The organism is Streptomyces sp. MNU76 (assembly GCF_020982545.1).
In the GTDB taxonomy this organism is placed as follows: Bacteria; Actinomycetota; Actinomycetes; order Streptomycetales; family Streptomycetaceae; genus Streptomyces.
Genome location: NZ_JAJKLK010000024.1, coordinates 175,264 through 196,479, shown reverse-complemented (window position 1 = coordinate 196,479; position 21,216 = coordinate 175,264). Strand labels below are relative to the sequence as shown.

Annotated in this window: 1 protein-coding gene and 3 pseudogenes; all 4 read right to left on the bottom strand. The window is 75.5% G+C overall.

Annotated elements, in window-relative coordinates:
• Window position 1 precedes the first annotated feature (1 nt).
• Window positions 2-6,149: pseudogene (locus tag E4N62_RS39095) on the bottom strand (type I polyketide synthase).
• A gap of 51 nt (window positions 6,150-6,200) precedes the next feature.
• Window positions 6,201-12,197 (bottom strand): SDR family NAD(P)-dependent oxidoreductase, encoded by a 5,997-nt coding sequence (locus E4N62_RS48965; protein ID WP_374117199.1) that lies wholly within the window; start codon window positions 12,195-12,197, stop codon window positions 6,201-6,203.
• A 114-nt stretch (window positions 12,198-12,311) separates the two neighbouring features.
• Window positions 12,312-12,725 (bottom strand): annotated as a pseudogene (locus tag E4N62_RS49870) (SDR family oxidoreductase); the annotation flags it as partial.
• A 140-nt stretch (window positions 12,726-12,865) separates the two neighbouring features.
• Window positions 12,866-21,199, bottom strand: a pseudogene (locus E4N62_RS48960) (type I polyketide synthase); the annotation flags it as partial.
• Between the last annotated feature and the right edge of the window lie 17 nt (window positions 21,200-21,216).

The window sequence follows — 21,216 nt, the reverse complement described above, 5'->3', positions numbered from 1 at the left end:
TTCACTCCCCTTCGTTTTTCACAGTTCTGCCGAGCCATCCATCGACGGCTTCGACCGTCGTTTTGAGATGCTTTTCCATCATCGACCAGTGATTTCCCGGAACGTCCAGGACGGAATGCGCGGACGGCCATGAGGCACGCCAGTCGACGTCGCTGTCCGGTGCCGGCTCCGCCAGGGGGCTCGATGCGCGCACCAGCAGCACGGGCGCCGCGACGGAGGGCGGCTCCCAGTCGTCCAGGAGCTGGAAGTAGCGGCCCATGGCGGTCAGCCGGGTGCCGTCCATCGGGGCGGCGCGGTCCTCGCGCTCGAACATGCCGCTGACCAGCACGTCGTCGAACTGGGTCATCGCCTCGTCCCCGGACAGATAGGTGTCCAGCAGCACCACGGCGGCCGGGCCGGCCCCGAGCGCTTCCAGGCGGGCGGCGGCGGCGTGGGCGAGGGTGCCGCCCGACGAGGAGCCGAGCAGCACCTTCGGCCGGTCACCGAGGCGCCGCAGGAGAACCTCGGTCTGGAAGTCCAGCAGGGCGGACATGTCGGCGGGCAGCGGCTCGTCGGGGGCGAAGCCCGGCGCGTCCAGCGCGCTGACGCCGTAACGGCCCTCGAAGGCGGACGCGAAGCGGCTGTACTGGTGGGCTCCGCCGAGCGCCACCACCGAGGCGAAGCAGACCAGTTCGGGCGCGTCGTCGCGGACGTGCAGCCGCAGCAGCTCCGGACGCCGTCCGGGCGAGCTCAGCAGCTCGGGGCCGGACCCGAAGTCGGGGCGGAGCCTCGCGGCCTGCTGGAGGATCTGGATGCCCTCGTGGATCCGGCCCACCTCGCACGCCTGCCGGAACAGGGCGCTGACCGGGTCGTGCGACGGTTCACCGGCCTGTCGCCCGGCTCCGGGAGCGGTGCTCCGGGTCAGTTCCGCCCGCAGGTGCTCGGCCAGCCGGGCGGGGGTTCCCGAGTCGAGTACGGCGGTGGGGCGCAGCCGCAGGTCGAGCACGGCGGCGAGACGGTTGCGCAACTCGACGGCGGTCAGCGAGTCGAACCCGCTCTCCAGGAAGGCGTCGCCCTCGGACAGCGCGTCCGGGTCGGCGTGGCCGAGCACCTCGGCCGCCTGGGTCCGCACCAGCCGCAGCAGGATCTCGCCCTGTTCGGCCTCCGGCACAGCGGCCAGCCGGGGCCGCAGCGACGCGTCGGTCTGCGGCCCACGCCGGCGTACGGCGGGGGTCCGGATCAGCGACCGCAGCAGGTGGGGCACCGGGCCGCCGGGCCGGGCCCGCAGATCGAGGCCCACCGGGACGAGGACGGGGTCGTCGCCCGCCAGTGCGGCGTCGAACAGAGCCAGGCCCTCCTCGGTCGGTAGGGCGCGCACCCCGCTGCGTGCCATCCGCCGCAGGTCCGTGTCGCCGAGGCCGTCGGTGAGAGCGGTGCGCTGCTCCCACAGGCCCCAGGCCAGGGAGGTGCCGGGCAGCCCTGCCCGGTGGCGGGCGGCGGCCAGGGCGTCGGTGAAGGCGTTGGCGGCGGCGTAGGCGGACTGGCCCGGACTGCCGAAGACACCGGCGGAGGAGGAGAACAGGACGAACGCCGTCAGATCCTGATCCCTGGTCAGCTCGTGCAGGTTCCAGGCGCCGTCGGCCTTGGGGCGCAGGACGGCCGACAGCCGCTCGGGGGTGAGGGCGGTCAACAGCCCGTCGTCCAGCACACCGGCCGTGTGCACCACGGCGCGCAGCGGGTGCTCCGGGGGGATCGCCGCGAGGCAGCCCGCGAGCGCCTCCCGGTCGGCCACGTCGCACGCCGCGACGGTGACCTCGGCTCCCGCCGCGCTCAGCTCCTCGATGAGAGAGGCCGTGCCTTCGGCGGCGGCGCCCCGGCGGCCGAGCAGCAGCAGATGCCGTACGCCATGAGTGCTGACCAGGTGACGGGCCACCAGTCCGCCCAGGGTGCCTGTGCCGCCGGTGACGAGGACGGTGCCCTCCGGGTCGAAGCCGGCGGGCCGGTCGGCGACGGACGGGCGGACCAGGCGGGGTGCGTACAAGGTGCCGTCGCGCAGAGCCAGTTGGGGCTCGCCCTCGGCCAGGGCGGTGGCGAGGGCCGCTTCGAGGCCGTCGCCGCCGTCGGTGTCCAGCAGGACGAAGCGGCCGGGGTGCTCCAGCTGGGCGGTGCGCAGCAGCCCCCAGGCGGCGGCACCCCCGAGGTCCGCGGGGGCGCCGTCGAGGTCGACCGCGCCACGAGTGAGCAGCACGAGGGGGGTTTCGGTGAACTTCGGCTCCGCCAGCCAGCGTTGGAGCAGGTTCAGTACGGCGCCCACGGTGGCGCGGGCCGCTTCGGGGCCCGCGCCCTCGGCGGGCGGGCACAGGGCCAGCACGGCTTCGGACGTGGTGGGCACGTCGGCGAGGGCGGGGCACGCCTCGGCCCGGAAGCCGGCCGGCAGGAGGCCGCCGCCGGAGGTGCCGAGCGTGGCCCAGGTGCCGGTGGACGGTCGGGTGCCGGGCAGCCGGGTCCAGTCGAGGCGGAACAGGGACCGCTCGGCGGCGGCCGGAGCACCCGCCGCCGCCCGCAGGGTCAGCGCGCCGACGGTGACGACCGGGCGCCCGGTGCGGTCGGTGATCCGTACCGACACGGCGTCACCACCCTGTGGGGCAGGGCTCAGAACCACCCGCAGGACCGGGTCGGCCGCGGGGGCGATCGTCACGTCGTGCCACGAGAAGGGCAGCGGCACGGCTCCCGTGCGGCCCGGGTCCGTGCCCCGGGTGCCGTCGGGGCGCAGGGCCACCGTCTGCAGCGCGGCGTCGAGCAGGGCCGGGTGGACGGCGAAGCCGCTCTCGCGGGTCCCCGGCACCGACTCGGGCAGAGCCACCTCGGCGTGGATCTCGTCGCCGACCCGCCAGGCGGCGCGCAGGCCCTGGAAGAGCGGGCCGTAGTGGACCCCGGCCGCCTCGAAGTCCGCGTACAGGTGGTCGAGGTCGAGGCGTTCGGCGCCGTCGCCGGGCGGCCACCGGCCGGCGTCACCCGGTACGGAGGCGGGCGTCTCGGCCAGGGTGCCCCCCGCGTGGCGGATCCACGGTTCGGTGGACTCGGGGTCGTCGGGGCGGGAGTACAGCGCCACGGCCCGGCGGCCCTCGGGGTCGGGCCCGTCCACGGTCAGGCGGAGCCGTCGGGACTCGTCGGCGGCGAGGACCAGGGGTGCGGCCAGGGTGAGTTCCTCGACGGTGGTGCAGCCGACGTGGACGGCGGCGTGGGCGGCCATCTCCACGAAGGCGACGCCGGGCAGCAGCACCGTGCCGGAGACCGCGTGGTCCGCCAGCCACGGATGGGTGCGCGGCGAGAGGCGCCCCGTGAAGAGCACACCGTCGCCGTCCGGCAGATCCACGGCGGCGGTCAGCAGCGGGTGCCCCGTCTCCGTCTGGCCCGCCGACTCGGGGTCCCCCACGTGCACGGGCACGTCGAGCCAGTAGTGGGTGCGCTGGAAGGCGTACGTGGGCAGGTCGGTGCGGCGTGCACCGGTGCCGTCGAACGCGCGCCGCCAGTCGACGGCCACACCGTTCGCGTGCGCCTCGCCGAGCGCCAGCAGCATCCGGTGCAGACCGCCCTCGTCGCGCCGCAGGGTGCCCAGCACCACGGCGTCGTCCGCGCCGGCGTCGGCCGCGGTGTCGCCGATGCCGTAGGTGAGCAGCGGGTGGGGGCTCACCTCGACGAAGGTGCGGTGCCCGGCGTCGAGGAGGAGGCGTATCGCGTCGTGGAAGCGGACGGTCTGGCGGAGGTTGCGGTACCAGTACGCGTGGGTGAGGTCGCCGGCACCGATCCAGTCGGCGTCCACCGTGGACACCAGGGGCACGGCCGGGGCCTTGGGAACGAGCGAGGACAGGTCCTCGCGCAGCCGGTCCCGTACGGTGCTCACGTCGTCCGAGTGGGAGGCGTAGTCCACCGGGATGCGCCAGGCCATGACGCCCTCGGCGGAGAGTTCGTCGACGAGGGCGCCGACCTCGTCGCCGGGCCCGGCGACGACGAGCACGCGTGGCCCGTTGACGGCGGCGACCGTGACCTTGCCCGAGCGGCGTTCCAGGTACGGAGCGAGTTCGGCCGCGGAGAGCACGACGGTGGCCATGCCGCCGCCACCGGCGAGCCCGGCCAGCGCCCGGCTGCGCAGCGCCACCACGCGGGCCCCGTCCTCCAGGGTGAGAGCGCCCGCGACACAGGCGGCGGCCACCTCGCCCTGGCTGTGGCCGACAACGGCGGCGGGCTCGACGCCGTACGACCGCCACAGCGCGGCCAGCGACACCATCACGGAGAACAGCACGGGCTGGAGGACGTCCACCCGGTCCAGCGACGGCGCGCCCGGCGCGCCGCGCAGGACGTCGGTGACCGACCAGTCGATGTGCGGGGCGAGTGCCTGTGCGCAGTCCGCCATCCGGGCCGCGAACGCGGGTGACTCGTCGAGCAGTTCGGCGGCCATGCCGGGCCACTGCGAGCCGAGGCCGGGGAAGACGAAGACGGCCTTGCGGCCTGGCTGGGCGCGGGCGGTGACGACCGCCGGATGGGGTCGTCCGTCGGCGAGCGCGGCCAGGCCGGACAGCAGGGCGGGACGGTCGTCGCCGACGACGACGGCGCGGTCGGCGAAGCGGGACCTGCCGTTGGCCAGCGAGAGGCCGACGTCCGCAGGACGCGCCTCGGGGTCGTCGGTGAGGTGGGTGTGGAGGGCGGCGGCCTGGCCGCGCAGCGCCGCCTCGCCCTTGCCCGAGAGCAGCCAGGCGACTGGGGCGGGGGCCGTTTCCCCGGTGTCCGGGGTGTATCGGGTCGGCGGGCGCCGCCTCCAGAACGGTGTGGGCGTTGGTGCCGCTGGCGCCGAAGGAGGAGACGCCGGCCCGGCGGGGGTGATCGGTCTCCGGCCAGGGGGTGGCCGTGGTGAGCAGGGCGATGTTGCCCTCGGTCCAGTCGACCTGCGGGGTGGGACGGTCGATGTGCAGGGTGCGGGGCAGCAGGCCGTGGCGCATCGCGAGCACCATCTTCATGACGCCGCCGACCCCGGCGGCGGCCTGGGTGTGGGTGAGGTTGGACTTGAGCGAGCCGAGCAGCAGCGGCCGGTCCGCCGGGCGGGCCTGGCCGTAGGTGGCCAGCAGCGCCTGAGCCTCGATGGGGTCGCCGAGGCGGGTCCCCGTGCCGTGGGCCTCCACCGCGTCGACCTCGGCCGGCGAGAGGCCGGCCGCCGCCAGGGCCTGCTGGATCACCCGTTGCTGGGAGGGGCCGTTGGGGGCGGTCATGCCGTTGCTGGCGCCGTCCTGGTTGACCGCCGAACCCCGGACCAGCGCGAGCACGGGGTGCCCGTTGCGCCGGGCGTCCGAGAGCCGTTCGAGGAGCAGCACGCCGACGCCCTCGCCGAAGCCGGCGCCGTCGGCGGCCGCGGCGAACGACTTGCTGCGGCCGTCGGGCGCGAGGCCGCGCTGGCGGCTGAACCCGACGTACAGGCTCGGGGTGGACATCACCGTGACGCCGCCCGCCAGGGCGAGGGAGATCTCCCCCGCCCGCAGCGCCTGGCAGGCCAGGTGGAGGGCGACCAGCGACGACGAGCACGCGGTGTCGATCGTGACGGCCGGGCCCTCCAGGCCGAGGGTGTAGGCGATCCGGCCGGTGACGACGCTGGGCACGGTGCCGGTGCCGATGAACGCCTCGACGTCCTGCGGTATTCGGGCCAGCCGGGCGCCGTACTCGTTGTACATGACGCCCGCGTAGACGCCGGTGCGGCTGCCGCGCAGGGACAGCGGGTCGATGCCACCGCGCTCGACGGCCTCCCAGCAGGTCTCCAGCAGGAGTCGCTGCTGGGGGTCCATGGCCAGGGCCTCACGGGGCGAGATCCCGAAGAAGCCGGCGTCGAAGCCGCAGGCGTCGTGCAGGAAGCCGCCCTCCCGGGTGTTGGAGGTACCCGGGGTGTCGGGGTCGGGGTCGTACAGCGCGGCGGCATCCCAACCGCGGTCGGCGGGGAACTCGCTGACCGCGTCGCGTTCTTCGGCGAGCAGCCGCCACAGGTCCTCCGGGGTGCGGACCCCTCCCGGGAAGCGGCAGCTCATGGCGACGATCGCGACCGGTTCCCGGGACTCGTCGCGCAGCCGTGTGCTCTCGCCGCGCAGCCGCTCGTTCTCCAGCAGGGAGGCGCGCAGCGCCTCGACCACCTTGTCCGTGGACATCCCTCTCCTCACATCCCGTTCCGGGCCGGTACGCGGTCAGGCACTCTCGCTCCCCAGTGCCAGCCGTACGAGGCCGTCCACGTCCATCTCCTGGATGTCGGCCGTCCGTTCGGACGGCTCCGGTGTGCCGCCGTCCCGGTCCGGTCCGGCCAGGCGCAGCAGTGCCTCCAGCAGGCCGGAGTCGCGCAGTTTGTCCAGCGGGATCGTGGACAGCGCGCGGGTGATCTCGTCGTCGGCCGGGGCCGGCGCCGCGGCCCGCGGGGGGCCGGCCGGGGCGAGACGGTCGGCGCAGTACCCGGCGACGGCCGCCGGGCTCGGGTAGTCGAACACCAGGGTGGCGGGGAGCCGCAGTCCGGTCGCAGCGTTGAGGCGGTTGCGCAGTTCCACCGCGGTCAGCGAGTCGAAGCCGAGCTGCCGGAAGGCGCGTTCGGGGTCGACGGCCGAGGCTCCGGCGTGCCCGAGCACGTCGGCGGCGTGCGCGCACACCAGGTCGGCGAGGACAGCGCGGGCGTCGTCGGCGGCCAGGCCCGCGAGCCGCCCGCGCAGGGCGTCCGCCCCGTCGACGGCGCCGCCGGTGGCGGCCGTGCGGCGGGCGGCGTCGCGTACCAGGACGCGGAAGAGGGCGGGTACGGCGCCGGTGCCCGCCCTGGCGCGCAGCCGGGCCAGGTCGAGCCGGACCGGGACCAGGACGGCGTCGTCCCGTTCGAGCGCGGTGTCGAACAGGGCGAGGCCCTCGTCGGAGGTGAGTGCCCCCACGCCGCCCCGGGCGATGCGCCGCAGGTCGACCTCGTCGAGGGTGCCGGTCAGCGCTGACCTCTCCGCCCACATGCCCCAGGCGATCGACTGTGCGGGCAGGCCCTGGGCGCGACGGTGCTGGGCGAGCGCGTCCAGGAAGGCGTTGGCCGCCGCGTAGTTGCCCTGCCCGGAGCTGCCGACGGTGCCGGAGGCGGACGAGAAGAGCACGAACGCGGCCAGCGGCAGGTCGCGGGTCAGCTCGTGCAGGTGGAGCGCGGCGTCCGCCTTGGGGCGCAGGACGCGGTCGAGGCGCTCGGGGGTGAGTGAGCCGATGACCCCGTCGTCGAGGACGCCGGCCGAGTGGACCACGGCGGTGAGCGGGTGGGTGTCGGGGACACCCGCGAGGAGCCCGGCCAGGGCGTCTCGGTCGGCCGTGTCGCAGGCGGCGGTCTCCACCCGGGCGCCCAGGTCAGTGAGTTCGTCGACCAGGGCGGTCGCCTCGGGGGTGTCGGCGCCGCGCCGCCCGGTCAGCAGCAGGTGGCGTACCCCGTGCTCGGTGACCAGGTGACGGGCGACCAGGCCGCCGAGGACACCGAAGGCGCCCGTGACGAGCACCGTGCCCTCGGGGTCCCACGGCTTGCCGGCCGCGGCCTCGGCATCCGGCGGCGGGGTCCTGGTCAGGCGAGGTGCCAGGGTCCGTCCGTCGCGTACCGCGAGCTGGGGTTCCGTCGCGGACAGCGCGGCGGGCAGGGCCTTGAGCGCCTCGGCCGGGTCCTCGGCGTCGACGAGGACGAACCGGTCGGGGTGTTCGGACTGCGCGGAGCGCACGAGCCCCCACACGGCGGCGGCCGCCAGGTCGCCGATGTCCTCGCCGCGTGCGGTGGCGACACCGCCCCGGGTGACGAGGACCAGGCGGGTGTCGGCCCAGCGGTCGTCGGCCAGCCAGGTCTGCAGCAGGCGCAGAGTGCCGGCGAGCGCGGTACGGGCCGCGTCCGCGCTGTTCCCGCCGGGCGGGCAGAGCGTGACGACCACGTCGGGCACGGCGGCGCCCCCGTCCACGGCGGCGGTGAGCGCGTCGAGGTTCTCGTGGGTCTCGGGCAGCAGTTGCCCGGTGCCGAGGGCGACCCACCGGCCGACGGGCGGCTCGGTGGTGGCGGACAGGGCGGTCCAGCCCAGGGTGAACAGCGAGTCGCGTCCCTGCGCCGCGGCGCCGCGCAGGGCGTCGACGGCGATGGGCCGGATGGCGAGCGCCTCGACGTCGGCGACCGGCCGGCCGGCCGGGTCGGCGGCGGACAGCGCCACCGAACCGGTGTCGTCGTAGCTCAGCCGCACGCGCAGTTCGGTCGCGCCGGAGGCGTGCAGGCGGACACCTTCCCAGGAGAAGGGCAGCCTGGCGGTGCCGGGCACGTCGTTCTGGTCGGCTCCGTCCGGTGCGGCCAGCCACAGACCGTGCAGGGCCGCGTCCAGCAGCGCGGGGTGCAGCCCGAAGCCGGCGGCCCCCGTGTGCTGGTCCTCCGGCAGCCGGACCTCCACGTAGACGTCCTGGCCGAGGCGCCAGGCGGCGCGCAGGCCGTGGAAGGCGGGGCCGTATCCGTAGCCGGCGTCCGCGAACCGCTCGTAGAGGCCGTCGACGGACACGGGTTCCGCCCCGGCCGGCGGCCATGCCGCGCCGTACGGGTGGGCCGCCCCATCGGTGGACCCGGCCGGGGCGAGGACACCGGTGGCGTGCCCGGTCCACGGAGTGCCGGCGCCGTCCTCGGCCCGGGAGAACACGCCGAAGGTGCGCCGCCCGGAGTCGTCGGGCGCGCCGACCCGCACCTGGATCTGGACGGCGGCGTCCCGGTCGAACACCAGCGGTGCCTGGAGTGTCAGTTCCTCGACCCGGGGGCAGTCCGCCTCGTCGCCGGCGCGTACGGCCAGTTCCACGAAACCGGTACCGGGCAGCAGGACCACGCCGGAGACCGCGTGGTCCGCGAGCCAGGGGTGGGTGCGTGTCGACAGGCTGCCGCTGAGCACGAGGTCCCCGGTGTCGGCGACCTCGACGGCCGTGCCGAGCAGCGGGTGCCCGGTGGCACCGGGCCCGCGGGGCGTCGCCGCGGGCGGCTGGATCCAGTAGCGGCGCCGCTGGAAGGCGTACGTCGGCAGCTCGGCCGTGCTCTCGCCGGGGAACGCGGCGGTCCAGTCGACCGCGCCTCCGCGCACCCACAGTTCGGCCGCCGACAGCAGGACGCGTCGCAGGCCTCCCTCGTCGCGGCGCAGGGTGCCGAGGACGACGGCCTCGCGTCCGGCGGTCTCGGTGGTCTCCTCGATGGCCATGGTGAGCACGGGGTGCGGGCTGACCTCGACGAAGGAGGTGAATCCCTCGGCGGCCAGGACGCGGACGGCGGGGTCGAAGCCGACGGTCTGCCGCAGGTTGCGATACCAGTAACCGGCGTGCATGCCGGTGGTGTCGAGCCAGCCGCCGTCCACCGTGGAGTACAGCGGGACCTCGCTCGGCAGCGGCTTGATGCCCGCCAGGGCGTCCATGAGGATGCCGTGGATCTCCTCGACGTGCTCGGAGTGCGAGGCGTAGTCGACGTCGATGCGCCGGGCCCGTACGCCCTGGGCCTCGCACTGCGCGAGCAGGGCCGCCAGGGCCTGGGAGTCGCCCGCGACCACGGTGGTGGCGGGGCCGTTCAGCGCGGCGACCGACAGGGCGCCGGCCCAGGGGGCGAGGGCGGCCTCGGCCCGGTCGGCGGGGAGGGACAGGGAGGCCATGCCGCCGCGACCGGCCAGCGCGTCGAGGGTCTTGCTGCGCAGGGCGACCACCTGGGCGCCGTCCTCCAGGGACAGCGCGCCCGCCACGACGGCGGCGGCGATCTCGCCCTGGGAGTGGCCGACGACGGCGTCCGGTACGACACCGAACGACCGCCAGACCTCGGCCAGCGACACCATCACCGCGAACAGCGCGGGCTGGACGACGTCCACCTGGTCCCAGGCACTGCCCGAGCGCACGGCGTCGAGCAGCGACCAGTCGACGAAGGGTGCCAGTGCCCGTTCGCACTCCTCCATCCGGGCCGCGAACACCGGCGACTCGTCCAGCAACTCCCTTGCCATACCGGCCCATTGGGAACCCTGGCCGGGGAAGACGAAGACCGTGCGGCCCACGGTGCCGGCGACGCCGCGGACCAGGTCGGGGGCGGTGCCGTCGTCGGCGAGGGCGGTCAGCGCGGCGGGCAGCCGGGTGGTGTCGCCGACCAGTACGGCGCGGTGTTCGAACGCCGTGCGGGTGGTCAGGGCCCGGCCGATGCCGGCGGGCGGGAGGCCCGGCGTGTCGGCCAGGTGGGCGGTCAGCCGCTCGGCCTGGCCGCGCAGGGCGTCCGGGGACTTGGCGGAGAGCGGCCAGGCGACGTTCCGGGCCGGCGCCTCGTCGGGTGTCTCCTGCGGGCTCTGCTCAGGAGCCTCCTCGGGAGCCTGCTCCACGATCGCGTGCACGTTGGTGCCGCTCATGCCGAACGCGGAGATCCCGGCACGGCGCGGGCGGCCCGTCGCCGGCCACGGGGTCGTGTCGGTGGCCACCTCCACGGCACCGGCCGTCCAGTCGACCTGGGTCGAGGGCCGGTCGACGTGCAGGGTGCGCGGCACCTGCCCGTACCGGAGCGCCAGGACGGTCTTGATCACACCGGCGACGCCCGCGGCAGCCTGGGTGTGGCCGATGTTGGACTTCAGGGAGCCGATCAACAAGGGGCGCCCGTCGGAGCGTTCCTGGCCGTACGTGGCGAGCAGGGCCTGGGCCTCGATGGGGTCGCCGAGCGTGGTGCCGGTGCCGTGGGTCTCGACGACGTCGATGTCGGCCGCCGAGAGCCGGGCGTTGGCGAGGGCGGCGCGGATGACCCGCTGCTGGGAGGGGCCGTTGGGGGCGGTCAGGCCGTTGCTGGCGCCGTCCTGGTTGATGGCGCTGCCGCGCAGGACGGCCAGCACGGGGTGCCCGTGCCGCTGTGCCTCGGAGAGCCGTTCGAGGAGGATCACGCCGACGCCCTCGGCCATGCCCATGCCGTCGGCGGCGTCGGAGAACGCCTTGCAGCGGCCGTCGGCGGCGAGGCCGCGCTGGCGGGCGAAGCTGATGATGGCGCCCGGGCTGGACATCACCGCGACACCGCCGGCCAGGGCGAGTGAGCAGTCCCCGGCGCGCAGCGCCTGGGCGGCCAGGTGCACCGCGACGAGGGAGGCGGAGCAGGCGGTGTCGACGGTGACGGCGGGGCCCTCCAGGCCGAGGGTGTAGGAGATCCGGCCGGAGATCACGCTGGCCGCGCTGCCGGTGAGGAGGTGGCCCTCGTTCTCCTGGGTCTGGGCCACGGAGGCGCCGTAGTCCTGGTAGTTGACGCCGGTGAAGACGCCGGTGTCGGTGCCGCGCAGGCGGTCCGGGTCGAGACCGGCGCGTTCGAAGGTCTCCCAGGAGGTCTCAAGGAGCAGTCGCTGCTGCGGGTCCATCGCGACCGCCTCGCGCGGCGAGATGCCGAAGAAGTCGGCGTCGAAGTCACCGGCGTCGTAGAGGAATCCGCCGTGCCGCACATAGCTGGTGCCGGGCTGGTCCGGGTCGGGGTCGAACATGGACTCCAGCGGCCAGCCGCGGTCGGTCGGGAACTCCGAGACGACGTCGCCGCCCTCCTCCAGCAGCCGCCACAGCTGTTCGGGGGTCTGCACCCCGCCGGGGAAGCGGCAGCTCATCGCGACGATCGCGATCGGCTCGTCGGCCGCCGCGGTGCCGGCGGGCGCGGGCTCGCGTGTGGCGGGCGTCCGGTGCTCGCCGAGCACCTCGGCGCGGATGTGCTCGGCGAGCACGGCCGCGGACGGGTAGTCGAAGACGAGGGTGGCGGGCAGCGGGAGGCCGGTGGCGGTGCGGAGCCGGTTGCGCAGTTCGACGGCGGTCAGCGAATCGAAGCCGAGTTCCTGGAACGCCCTGCCCGGCCGCAGCTCCTCCGGCGAGTCATGACCGAGGACGGCCGCGGCGTGGGTGCGGACGAGGTCCAGGGTGACGCGGCGCTGCTCGGCCCCGGCCAGCCCGGTCAGGCGCTCGCGCAGCACGTCGGCGGCCGGTGTGGCGGCACTCGCGCCGGGAGTCGCGGCCTCCTCCAGCTGGCGCCTGGCCTCCGGTACGCCGGTGAGCAGACGGCTGGGGCGTACGGAGCCGAAGACCGCGGCGAACTGTTCCCAGTCGACGTCGGCGAGGGCGATGACCGTCTCGTCGTCGTCGAGTGCCTGCTGGAGTCCGGCGAGCGCGAGGTCGGGCTCGATGAGCGGCAGGCCCTGCTTCTGCACCCGGTAGAAGTCGGACTCGTCGACGGTCTCGCGGACGGCCCAGGGGTTGGCGGCCGACCAGACGCCCCAGTCGACGGTGGTGGCGCTCAGGCCCCGGGCCCTGCGGTGTTCGGCGAGGGCGTCGAGGTAGGCGTTGCCGGCGGTGTAGGCGGCGTGGTTGCTGCTGCCCCAGACGCCTGCGACGGAGGAGAACAGCACGAACGCGTCGAGTTCGCGGTCGAGCAGTTCGTCCAGGTGCCGGGCCCCCTCCGCCTTGGCGGCGACGACCTCGGCGAAGGCGTCGAGCGGGGTGTCGTCCAGGGAGGCCAACTGGATGTAGGCGGCGGCGTGGAACACGGCGGTGACGGGGGTGCCCTGTTCCTCCAGCCCGGTCAGCAGGCGGGCGACCTGGGCGCGGTCGGCGACGTCGCAGGCGGGCAGGGACAGCCGGGTGCCCAGTTCGGCGAGTTCGGCCCGCAGTTCGTCGGCGCCGGGGACGTCGGCGCCGCGCCGCCCGGGAAGGACGAGGTGCTCGGCGCCGCCGCGGGCGAGCCAGCGCGCGAGGTGGGGGCCGAGGGCGCCCGTGCCGCCGGTGACGAGGACGGTGCCCCGGGGCTTCCACGCGGGCCGGGTGCCGGGCGGGCGGGGGCGCGGACCAGGCGTCGGCCGAGCAGTCCGACGGAGCGGACGGCGAGCTGGTCCTCACCGGTGGCACCGGCGAGGACCGCGCGGAGCCGCTCGCGGGACAGGGAGTTGAGGGTCGGCGGCAGGTCGACCAGACCGCCCCAGCGGGTGGGGTGCTCCAGCGCGGCGACCATGCCGGTGCCCCAGATCAGTGCCTGGTCGGGGGCGGTGAGCGGGTCGCTGTCGCCGGTGGAGACGGCGCCGTGGGTGGCGCACCACAGCGGGGCTTCGACGCCGAGGTCGCCGAGCGCCTGGACGAGGACGAGGGTGAGGGCCGAACCGGCGGAGACGGCGGGGTGGTCGGGGTGCGGTCGTCCGGCGATCGCCAGCAGCGACAGGATGCCGTGCGGGGTGCGGCCGTCCAGGGCGGTGGTGAGCCGCTCCCCCAGCGTGGCGCGGTCGGCGTCCGCGTCGGTGAGCCGCACGGTCACGACGTCGGCCCCGGCTTCGGTGAGGGCCGTCACGGAGTCCCGCGCGAGCGGGGCGCCCGGTGCGTCGTCGTGCCCTTCGGGCAGGACCACGAGCCAGGTGCCGGACAGGGGCGCGGCGGGCGGGTCGGGGACCGGCTGCCAGTCGACGCGGTAGCGCCAGGTGTCGACGGCGGCGCCCTCGCGCTGCCTGCGGCGCCAGGCGTTCAGGGCGGGCAGCACCGTGCCGAGCGTCTCGGCGTCCACCGCCAGGTCACCGGCGGCCTCGGCGGCGTCACCGCGCTCGACGAGCCGCCAGAACGCCGAGTCCACGGCGTCCATCGCGTCCGCCTCGTCCGTCGTGCCCGACGGGGCGGCCGGCCCGTCGGACTGGAGCCAGTAGCGCCGGTGTTCGAAGGGGTATGTGGGCAGGTCTGTGCGGCGGGCGCCGGTGCCTTCGAAGAGGACCGGCCACAGCACCGGGACGCCGCGCACCCACAGTTCGGCGGCCGAGGTGAGCGCGCGGGCGAGGCCGCCCTCGTCACGGCGCAGCGTGCCGGTCACCACGGTCCGCGGGGCCTCGGCGGACTCTGCGGCTGTGGCGGACTCGACGGTCTCCTGCACGGACGTCGTGAGCACCGGGTGCGGCGAGACCTCGACGAAGACCTGGTGGCGCTGGTCGGCGAGGGCGCGCACGGCACCGTCGAACTCGACGGTCTCGCGCAGGTTCCGGTACCAGTACCCGGCGTCCATCTCCGTCGTGTCGAGCCAGTCGCCGGTGAGGGTGGAGTAGAGCGGCACCCGGCCCGCCAGGGGCGTGATGCCGTCCAGTGCGTCGAGCACCTCCGCGCGGATGCGCTCGACGTGCGCGGAGTGGGAGGCGTAGTCCACCGCGATCGTGCGGGCCCGTACGCCGTCCTCCTCGCAGACGGCGATCAGCTCGGTCAGGGCCTCCGTGTCACCGGAGACGACGACGGCGGACGGTCCGTTGACGGCGGCGAGGGAGAGCCGCCCTGACCACCGGGCGACGAGTTCCACGGCGCGCTCGCGCGGGACGGCCACGGAGACCATGCCGCCGTGCCCGGCGAGGGCGAGGATGGCACGGCTGCGCAGGGCGACGACCTTGGCGCCGTCGTCCAGGGAGAGGGCCCCGGCGACCACGGCGGCGGCGATCTCGCCCTGGCTGTGGCCAAGGACGGCGTCGGGCTCGACGCCCCAGGAGCGCCACTGCGCGGCCAGCGAGACCATCACGGCCCACAGTGCGGGCTGGACCACGTCGACCCGTTCGAAGGGTGGCGTGTCCGGGGCGCCGCGCAGCACGGCGTCGAGCGACCAGTCGACGTACGGCGTCAGTGCCTGCTCGCAGGCGGCCATGGAGGCGGCGAACACCGGGGAGGTGTCCAGCAGTTCCACCGCCATCCCGGCCCACTGCGCGCCCTGGCCCGGGAAGACGAACACCCGGCGGCCGTCGGTGTCGGCCACGCCGCGGATCAGCCCCGGGGTGTCCTCGCCGCCGGCCAGCCCGTCGAGGGCGGCCAACGGGGCGTCGCCGCCGGTACCGAGGAGCACCGCGCGGTGTTCGAAGGGGGTACGGCCTGTCGCCAGGGAGTAGCCGGTGTCCAGCGGGTCGGGGGCGCCGCCGCCTGCGAGGTGGCTGCGCAGCCGCTGGGCCTGGTGGGCCAGGGCCCGCGGCGACCTCGCGGACAGCACCCAGGGCACGACCGGCGCGGTGGGCGCGTGCCGCTGCTCCGGTCCGGCGCCTGCGTCTGCGTCTGCCTCTGCGTCCACGTCGGAGGCGGGCGGTGCCTGTTCGAGGATGGCGTGGACGTTGGTGCCGCTGAAGCCGAAGGAGGAGATGCCCGCGCGGCGGGGTGCGCCGGTGTCGGGCCAGTCGCGTGCCTCGGTGAGCAGCTCCACCTCGCCGGAGGCCCAGTCGACGTGCGGGGAGGGCTCGTCGGCGTGCAGGGTGCGCGGGAGGACGCCGTGCCGCAGCGAGAGCACGGTCTTGATCATTCCGGCGACTCCGGAGGCGGCCTGGGTGTGGCCGATGTTGGACTTGAGTGCGCCGAGCCGGAGCGGGCGGCCGTGCGGACGGTCCTGCCCGTAGGTGGCGAGGAGGGCGTCCGCCTCGATGGGGTCACCGAGGGTGGTGCCCGTGCCGTGCGCCTCGACGACGTCGACGTCGGCCGCGGTCAGCCCGGCGTTGGTGAGGGCCTGGCGGATGACCCGCTGCTGGGCGAGGCCGTTGGGGGCGGACAGGCCGTTGCTGGCGCCGTCCTGGTTGACGGCGCTGCCGCGCAGCACGGCGAGCACCGGGTGACCGTTGCGGCGGGCGTCCGAGAGCCGCTCCAGGAGCACCACGCCGACGCCTTCGGCGAGGCCCATGCCGTCCGCGGAGGCGCCGAACGCCTTGCAGCGGCCGTCGGCGGCGAGGCCGCGCTGCCGGGAGAAGCCGACGAAGACGCCCGGGGTGGCCATCACGGCGACACCGCCGGCGAGGGCGAGCGAGCAGTCGCCGCCGCGCAGCGCCTGCGCCGCGAGGTGCGTCGCCACCAGCGAGGAGGAGCAGGCGGTGTCGACGGTGACCGCCGGGCCCTCCAGACCGAGGGTGTAGGCGACGCGCCCGGAGACCACGCTGGCGGCTCCGCCCGCGACCAGATGTCCTTCGCCGCCCTCCGGCGAGGAGCCGGCGAGCGAGGTGTAGTCCTGGTAGTTGACGCCGGCGAAGACACCGGTCGGGGTGGTGCGCAGGGACGCCGGGTCGATGCCCGCCCGTTCGAACGCCTCCCAGGAGGTCTCCAGGAGCAGCCGCTGCTGCGGGTCCATGGCGACGGCCTCGCGCGGCGAGATACCGAAGAAGGCCGGGTCGAAGTCGCCCGCGTCGTGCAGGAAGCTGCCCTCGCGGACGTAGGAGGTGCCCGGGTGGTCGGGGTCGGGGTGGTAGAGGCGGTCCAGGGGCCAGCCGCGGTCGGCGGGCATGCCGGAGAGCACCTCGCCGCCGTCGACGAGCAGTTGCCACAGCCGCTCGGGGGTGTCGATGCCCCCGGGGAAGCGGCAGCTCATCGCGACGATGGCGATGGGCTCGTCGGGGTCCGCGACGGGGACGACGGCCGCCGTGGCCGCGGCCGGGGCGGTGTCGCCGAGGAGCTCGTTGCGCAGGTGCTCGGCGAGGAGCGCGGCGCAGGAGTAGTCGAAGACGACGGTGGCGCGCAGCCGCAGGCCGGTGACCTGGTTGAGCCGGTTGCGCAGTTCGACGGCGATCAGTGAGTCGAAGCCCAGTTCACGGAAGGCCCGGTCGGGCAGGACGGCGTCGGCGGAGTCGTGGCCGAGGACCGCGGCGGCGTTGGTGCGGACGAGTTCCAGCAGGGTCCGGCGGACCTCCGGTTCGGCCAGTCCGGCGAGGGTGCGGCGCAGCGCGGAGGCGCCGTCGGCGTCGTCCGGGTCGGGGTCGGTCCGGTCCTCGGCGGTGGCCAGGGCGCGGACGTCGGGGAGGTCGGCGATGAGGGGGCTGGGCCGTACGGAGGTGAAGACGGGCACGAAGCGGGCCCAGTCGACGTCGGCGACCACGACGACGGTCTCGTCGTCGTCCAGGACGCGCTGGAGCCCGCCGACGGCCAGCCGCGGGTCCATGAAGGGGATGCCGCGTTCGAGGAGGGCGCGTTCGAGGTCGCTGGTGGCGAGGCCGCCGCCCTCGGCACTCCAGATGCCCCAGACGACGGAGGTGGCGGCGAGGCCCCGGCCCCGTCGGTGGGCGGCGAGGGCGTCGAGGTAGGCGTTGCCCGCCGCGTAGGCGGCGTGGTCCGCGCTGCCCCACACACCGGAGACGGAGGAGTACAGGACGAACGCGTCGAGGTCGGTGTCGGCGAGGACGGCGTCGAGGTTGGCGGCGCCCTGGACCTTGGCGGCCAGGGTGGCGGCCATGCTCGCCGGGTTCTCGTCGCGTACGGGGAACAGCTGGGCGGCCGCGGCGGTGTGCAGGACGGCGCGGACGGGGTGGCCCTCGGCGGCGACCCGGTCGACGAGCGCGGCGAGCGCCTCGCGGTCGGTGATGTCGCAGGCGGCCAGGGTCACCCCGGTGCCCAGGGCGGTGAGTTCGGCCGCCAACTCGTCGGCGCCGGGGGCGTCTGCGCCCCGGCGGCTGACGAGGACCAGGTGGTCGGCGCCGCCTCGGGCGAGCCAGCGGGCGGCGTGCGCGCCGAGCCCGCCCGTGCCGCCGGTGACGAGGACCGTGCCGGAGGGCCGCCAGGGAGCCGAGGGCGCGGGGGTGGAGGCGGTGGCGCGGACCAGTCGGCGGGCGTGCGCCCCGGAGGACCGTACGGCGAGCTGGTCCTCGTCGCCGGCCCCGGCCAGCAGGTCGGCGAGCAGGTGTCCGGCGCGTTCGTCGCACTGCTCGGGCAGGTCGATCAGACCGCCCCACAGGCTCGGGTGCTCCAGCGCCGCCGTGCGGCCGAAGCCCCAGACGAGGGCCTGGACCGGGTGGGGCACCGGCTCGGACGCGTGCACCGGGACGGCGCCCGAGGTGACGCACCACACCGTGGTCCGGACCCCGAGGTCGTCCAGTGCCTGGACGAGGGCGGTGGTGAGCGCCAGGCCGACGGGCAGCGCGGGCAGGCCCTCGTGCGGCCGCTCGTCGAGGGCCAGCAGGGACAGCACTCCGGCGGGGGCGGTCTCCGCGTGGGGCCCGGTGGCCAGCAGCTCGCGCAGGTGGTCGGTGAGCCGGGACCGGTCGGTGTGGGTCTGGTCGAGGACGACGAGTTCGGGGTCGGCGCCGCGCTCGCGCAGGGCCTCGACGGCACGGGTCACCGCCGCGTCGGCGGTGTGGCCGTCCGGGACGAGGACCGGCCAGCGGCCCCGCAGCGGTCCGGCGGCCTTGACCGTGAGCCGCTGCCAGGAGATGTGGTAGCGCCAGCCGTCGAGGACGGCCCGGTCACGGCGGTCGCGGCGCCAGGCGGAGAGGGCGGGCAGGACGTCGCTCCAGCTGGCGGCCTCGACCCCGAGCGTGGCGGCGACCGCGGCGACGTCCTCGCGTTCCACGGCGGCCCAGAAGGCGGCCTCCGCGGGGTCGGCGGTCTCCGGCGCGGTGCCGGGACGGGTCTGCGGCTCCAGCCAGAAGCGCCGGTTCTGGAAGGCGTACGTCGGCAGTTCGACCCGCTCGGGCCGGTGAGCGGCGAACACGGCCGCCCAGTCCACCGGCACGCCGTGCACGTGCACCTGGGCGAGGGCGGTGAGCACCCGGTGCAGGCCGCCCTCGTCGCGGCGCAGGGTACCGGTGACCAGGGTCGGCGGGGCCGGGACCGCCGCGTCGGGGTCGGCGAGGTCGTCGAGGGTGTCCTGCGTCGGCACGGTGAGCACGGGGTGCGGGCTGATCTCGACGAAGACGCTGTGGCCGCGCCCGACGAGGTCGCGCACGGCGGCGTCGAACTCGACGGTCTGCCGCATGTTCCGGAACCAGTAGTCGGCGTCCAGGCCGGTCGTGTCGAGGGATCCGCCGGTCACCGTCGAGCAGAACGGGATCGTGGCGGCGGTGGGCCGGACGCCGGCGAGCGCGTCGAGCATGCCGTCGCGCAGCCGGTCCATGTGCGCGGAGTGGCCCGCCACGTCGGCGGCGACCCGCCGGGTCCGCACCTCGCGTTCCTCGCACTGGCGGAGGAACTCCTCCAGGGCCTCGGGGTCCCCGGAGACGACCGCGGAGGCCGGGCCGTTGACGGCGGCGACCGACAGGCGGCCCTCCCAGGCGCGCAGGCGGTCCCGCAGGGTGTCGGCGGGCAGCGCCACGGAGGCCATGCCGCCGGTGCCGGACAGTTCCAGCTGGGCGCGGCTGCGTACGGCGACGATGCGGGCGGCGTCGTCGAGCGACAGGGCGCCGGCGACGTACGCGGCGGCGATCTCGCCCTGGGAGTGGCCCACGACGGCGTCGGGTTCGACCCCGTACGACCGCCACACGGCGGCGAGGGAGACCATCACGGCGAACAGCACCGGCTGGACGACGTCGATGCGGTCCAGCGGCGCCGCGTCGGGCTCGCCGCGCACGACCGCCGACAGCGACCAGTCCAGGTGCGGGGCGAGGGCCTGTTCGCACGCGGCCATGCGGGCGGCGAACACCGGTGACTCGTCCAGCAACTCCCGGGCCATACCGGCCCATTGGGAACCCTGGCCGGGGAAGACGAAGACGGTTCTGCCGTCGCCCGCGCCGGTGCGGCCGGTGACCGTCTCGGCGGCGCTGGTGCCCGCGGCGACGGCGGCGAGCCCGCGCAGGAAGCCCTCGGGCCGGTCGGCCACGACGACGGCCCGGTGCTCGAAGGCGGAGCGGGTGGTCGCGAGCGAGTGGCCGACATCGGCCGGGCGGAGTCCGGGCCGGTCGGCGAGCCAGGAGGCGAGCCGGGCGGCCTGGTCGCGCAGCGCCTCGGGGCTGCGGCCGGACAGCGGCCAGGGCACGGCGGCCGGCAGGGGTGCAGCGCCCGACACGGAACCGGACCCGGCGTCAGGCGCGGTACGTGTCTCGTCACCCGGTATCGACTCGGCCGCGCTCTGCCGGCCGCCTTCGGGCGCCTGCTCGTCGGCGGGCCGCTGCTCGGGCTCAGGTGCCTGCTCGATGATGACGTGCGCGTTGGTGCCGCTCATGCCGAACGAGGAGACGCCCGCGCGGCGCGGGCGGTCGGCGACGGACCAGTCGCGGCGTTCGGTGAGCAGCCGCACGCCGCCGGAGCTCCAGTCGACGTGCGGGGTGGGCGCGTCCACGTGCAGGGTCTGCGGCAGGACGCCGTGCCGGATCGCCATGACGACCTTGATGACACCGGCAAGGCCCGCCGCGGCCTGGGTGTGGCCGATGTTGGACTTGATGGAGCCGAGCCACAGCGGCTGGTCCTCGGCGCGGTCCTGGCCGTAGGCGGCGAGCAGGGCGTCGGCCTCGATGGGGTCGCCGAGCCGGGTGCCGGTGCCGTGCGCCTCGACGGCGTCGACGTCGGCCGGTGTCAGCTGGGCGTCGGCGAGCGCGGCGCGGATCACACGCTGCTGCGAGGGACCGTTGGGGGCGGTCAGGCCGTTGCTGGCGCCGTCCTGGTTGATGGCGCTGCCCCGCAGCACCGCGAGGACCGGGTGGCCGTTGGCGCGGGCGTCGGAGAGGCGCTCCACGAGCAGCACGCCGACGCCCTCGCCCCAGCCGGTGCCGTCGGCCGCCGCCGCGAAGGGCTTGCTGCGGCCGTCGGCGGCGAGGCCGCCCTGGCGGGAGATCTCCACGAAGGCGCCCGGCAGGGCCATCACGTTGACGCCGCCGACGAGCGCGAGCGAGCACTCGTCGTTGCGCAGGGACTGCGCCGCGAGGTGCAGTGCCACCAGCGAGGCGGAGCAGGCGGTGTCGACGGTGACCGAGGGCCCCTCCAGGCCCATGACGTAGGAGACGCGCCCGGACATGACGCTGATCGCGTTGCCGGTCATCAGGAAGCCCTGGACGCCCTCGGGCGCGCCGTCGGCCAGCGACATGTAGCCCTGGTCGATGGAGGCGGCGAACACGCCGGTACGGCTGCCGCGCAGCGACACGGGGTCGATGCCGCCCCGTTCGACGGCCTCCCAGCAGGTCTGGAGCATCAGCCGCTGCTGGGGGTCCATGGCGAGCGCCTCGCGGGGGGAGATGCCGAAGAAGGCCGGGTCGAAGCCACCGGCCTCGTCCAGGAAGGCCCCGGTGACGGGGACGCCGGAGCCGGCCAGCCCGGCGGCGTCCCAGCCCCGGTCGGCGGGGATCTGGGTGTAGGTGTCGCGGCCGTCCGCCACCAGCTCCCACAGGTCCTCCGGACTGTGCACCCCGCCGGGGAAGTGGCAGCTCATCGCGACGACGGCGATGGGCTCACGGCTGCGCTCCTCGACGTCCCGCAGCCGTCGCCGGGTCTGCTGGAGGTCGATGGTGACGCGGTTGAGGTAGTCGCGGAGCTTCTGCTCGGTCCGGTCGCTCACTG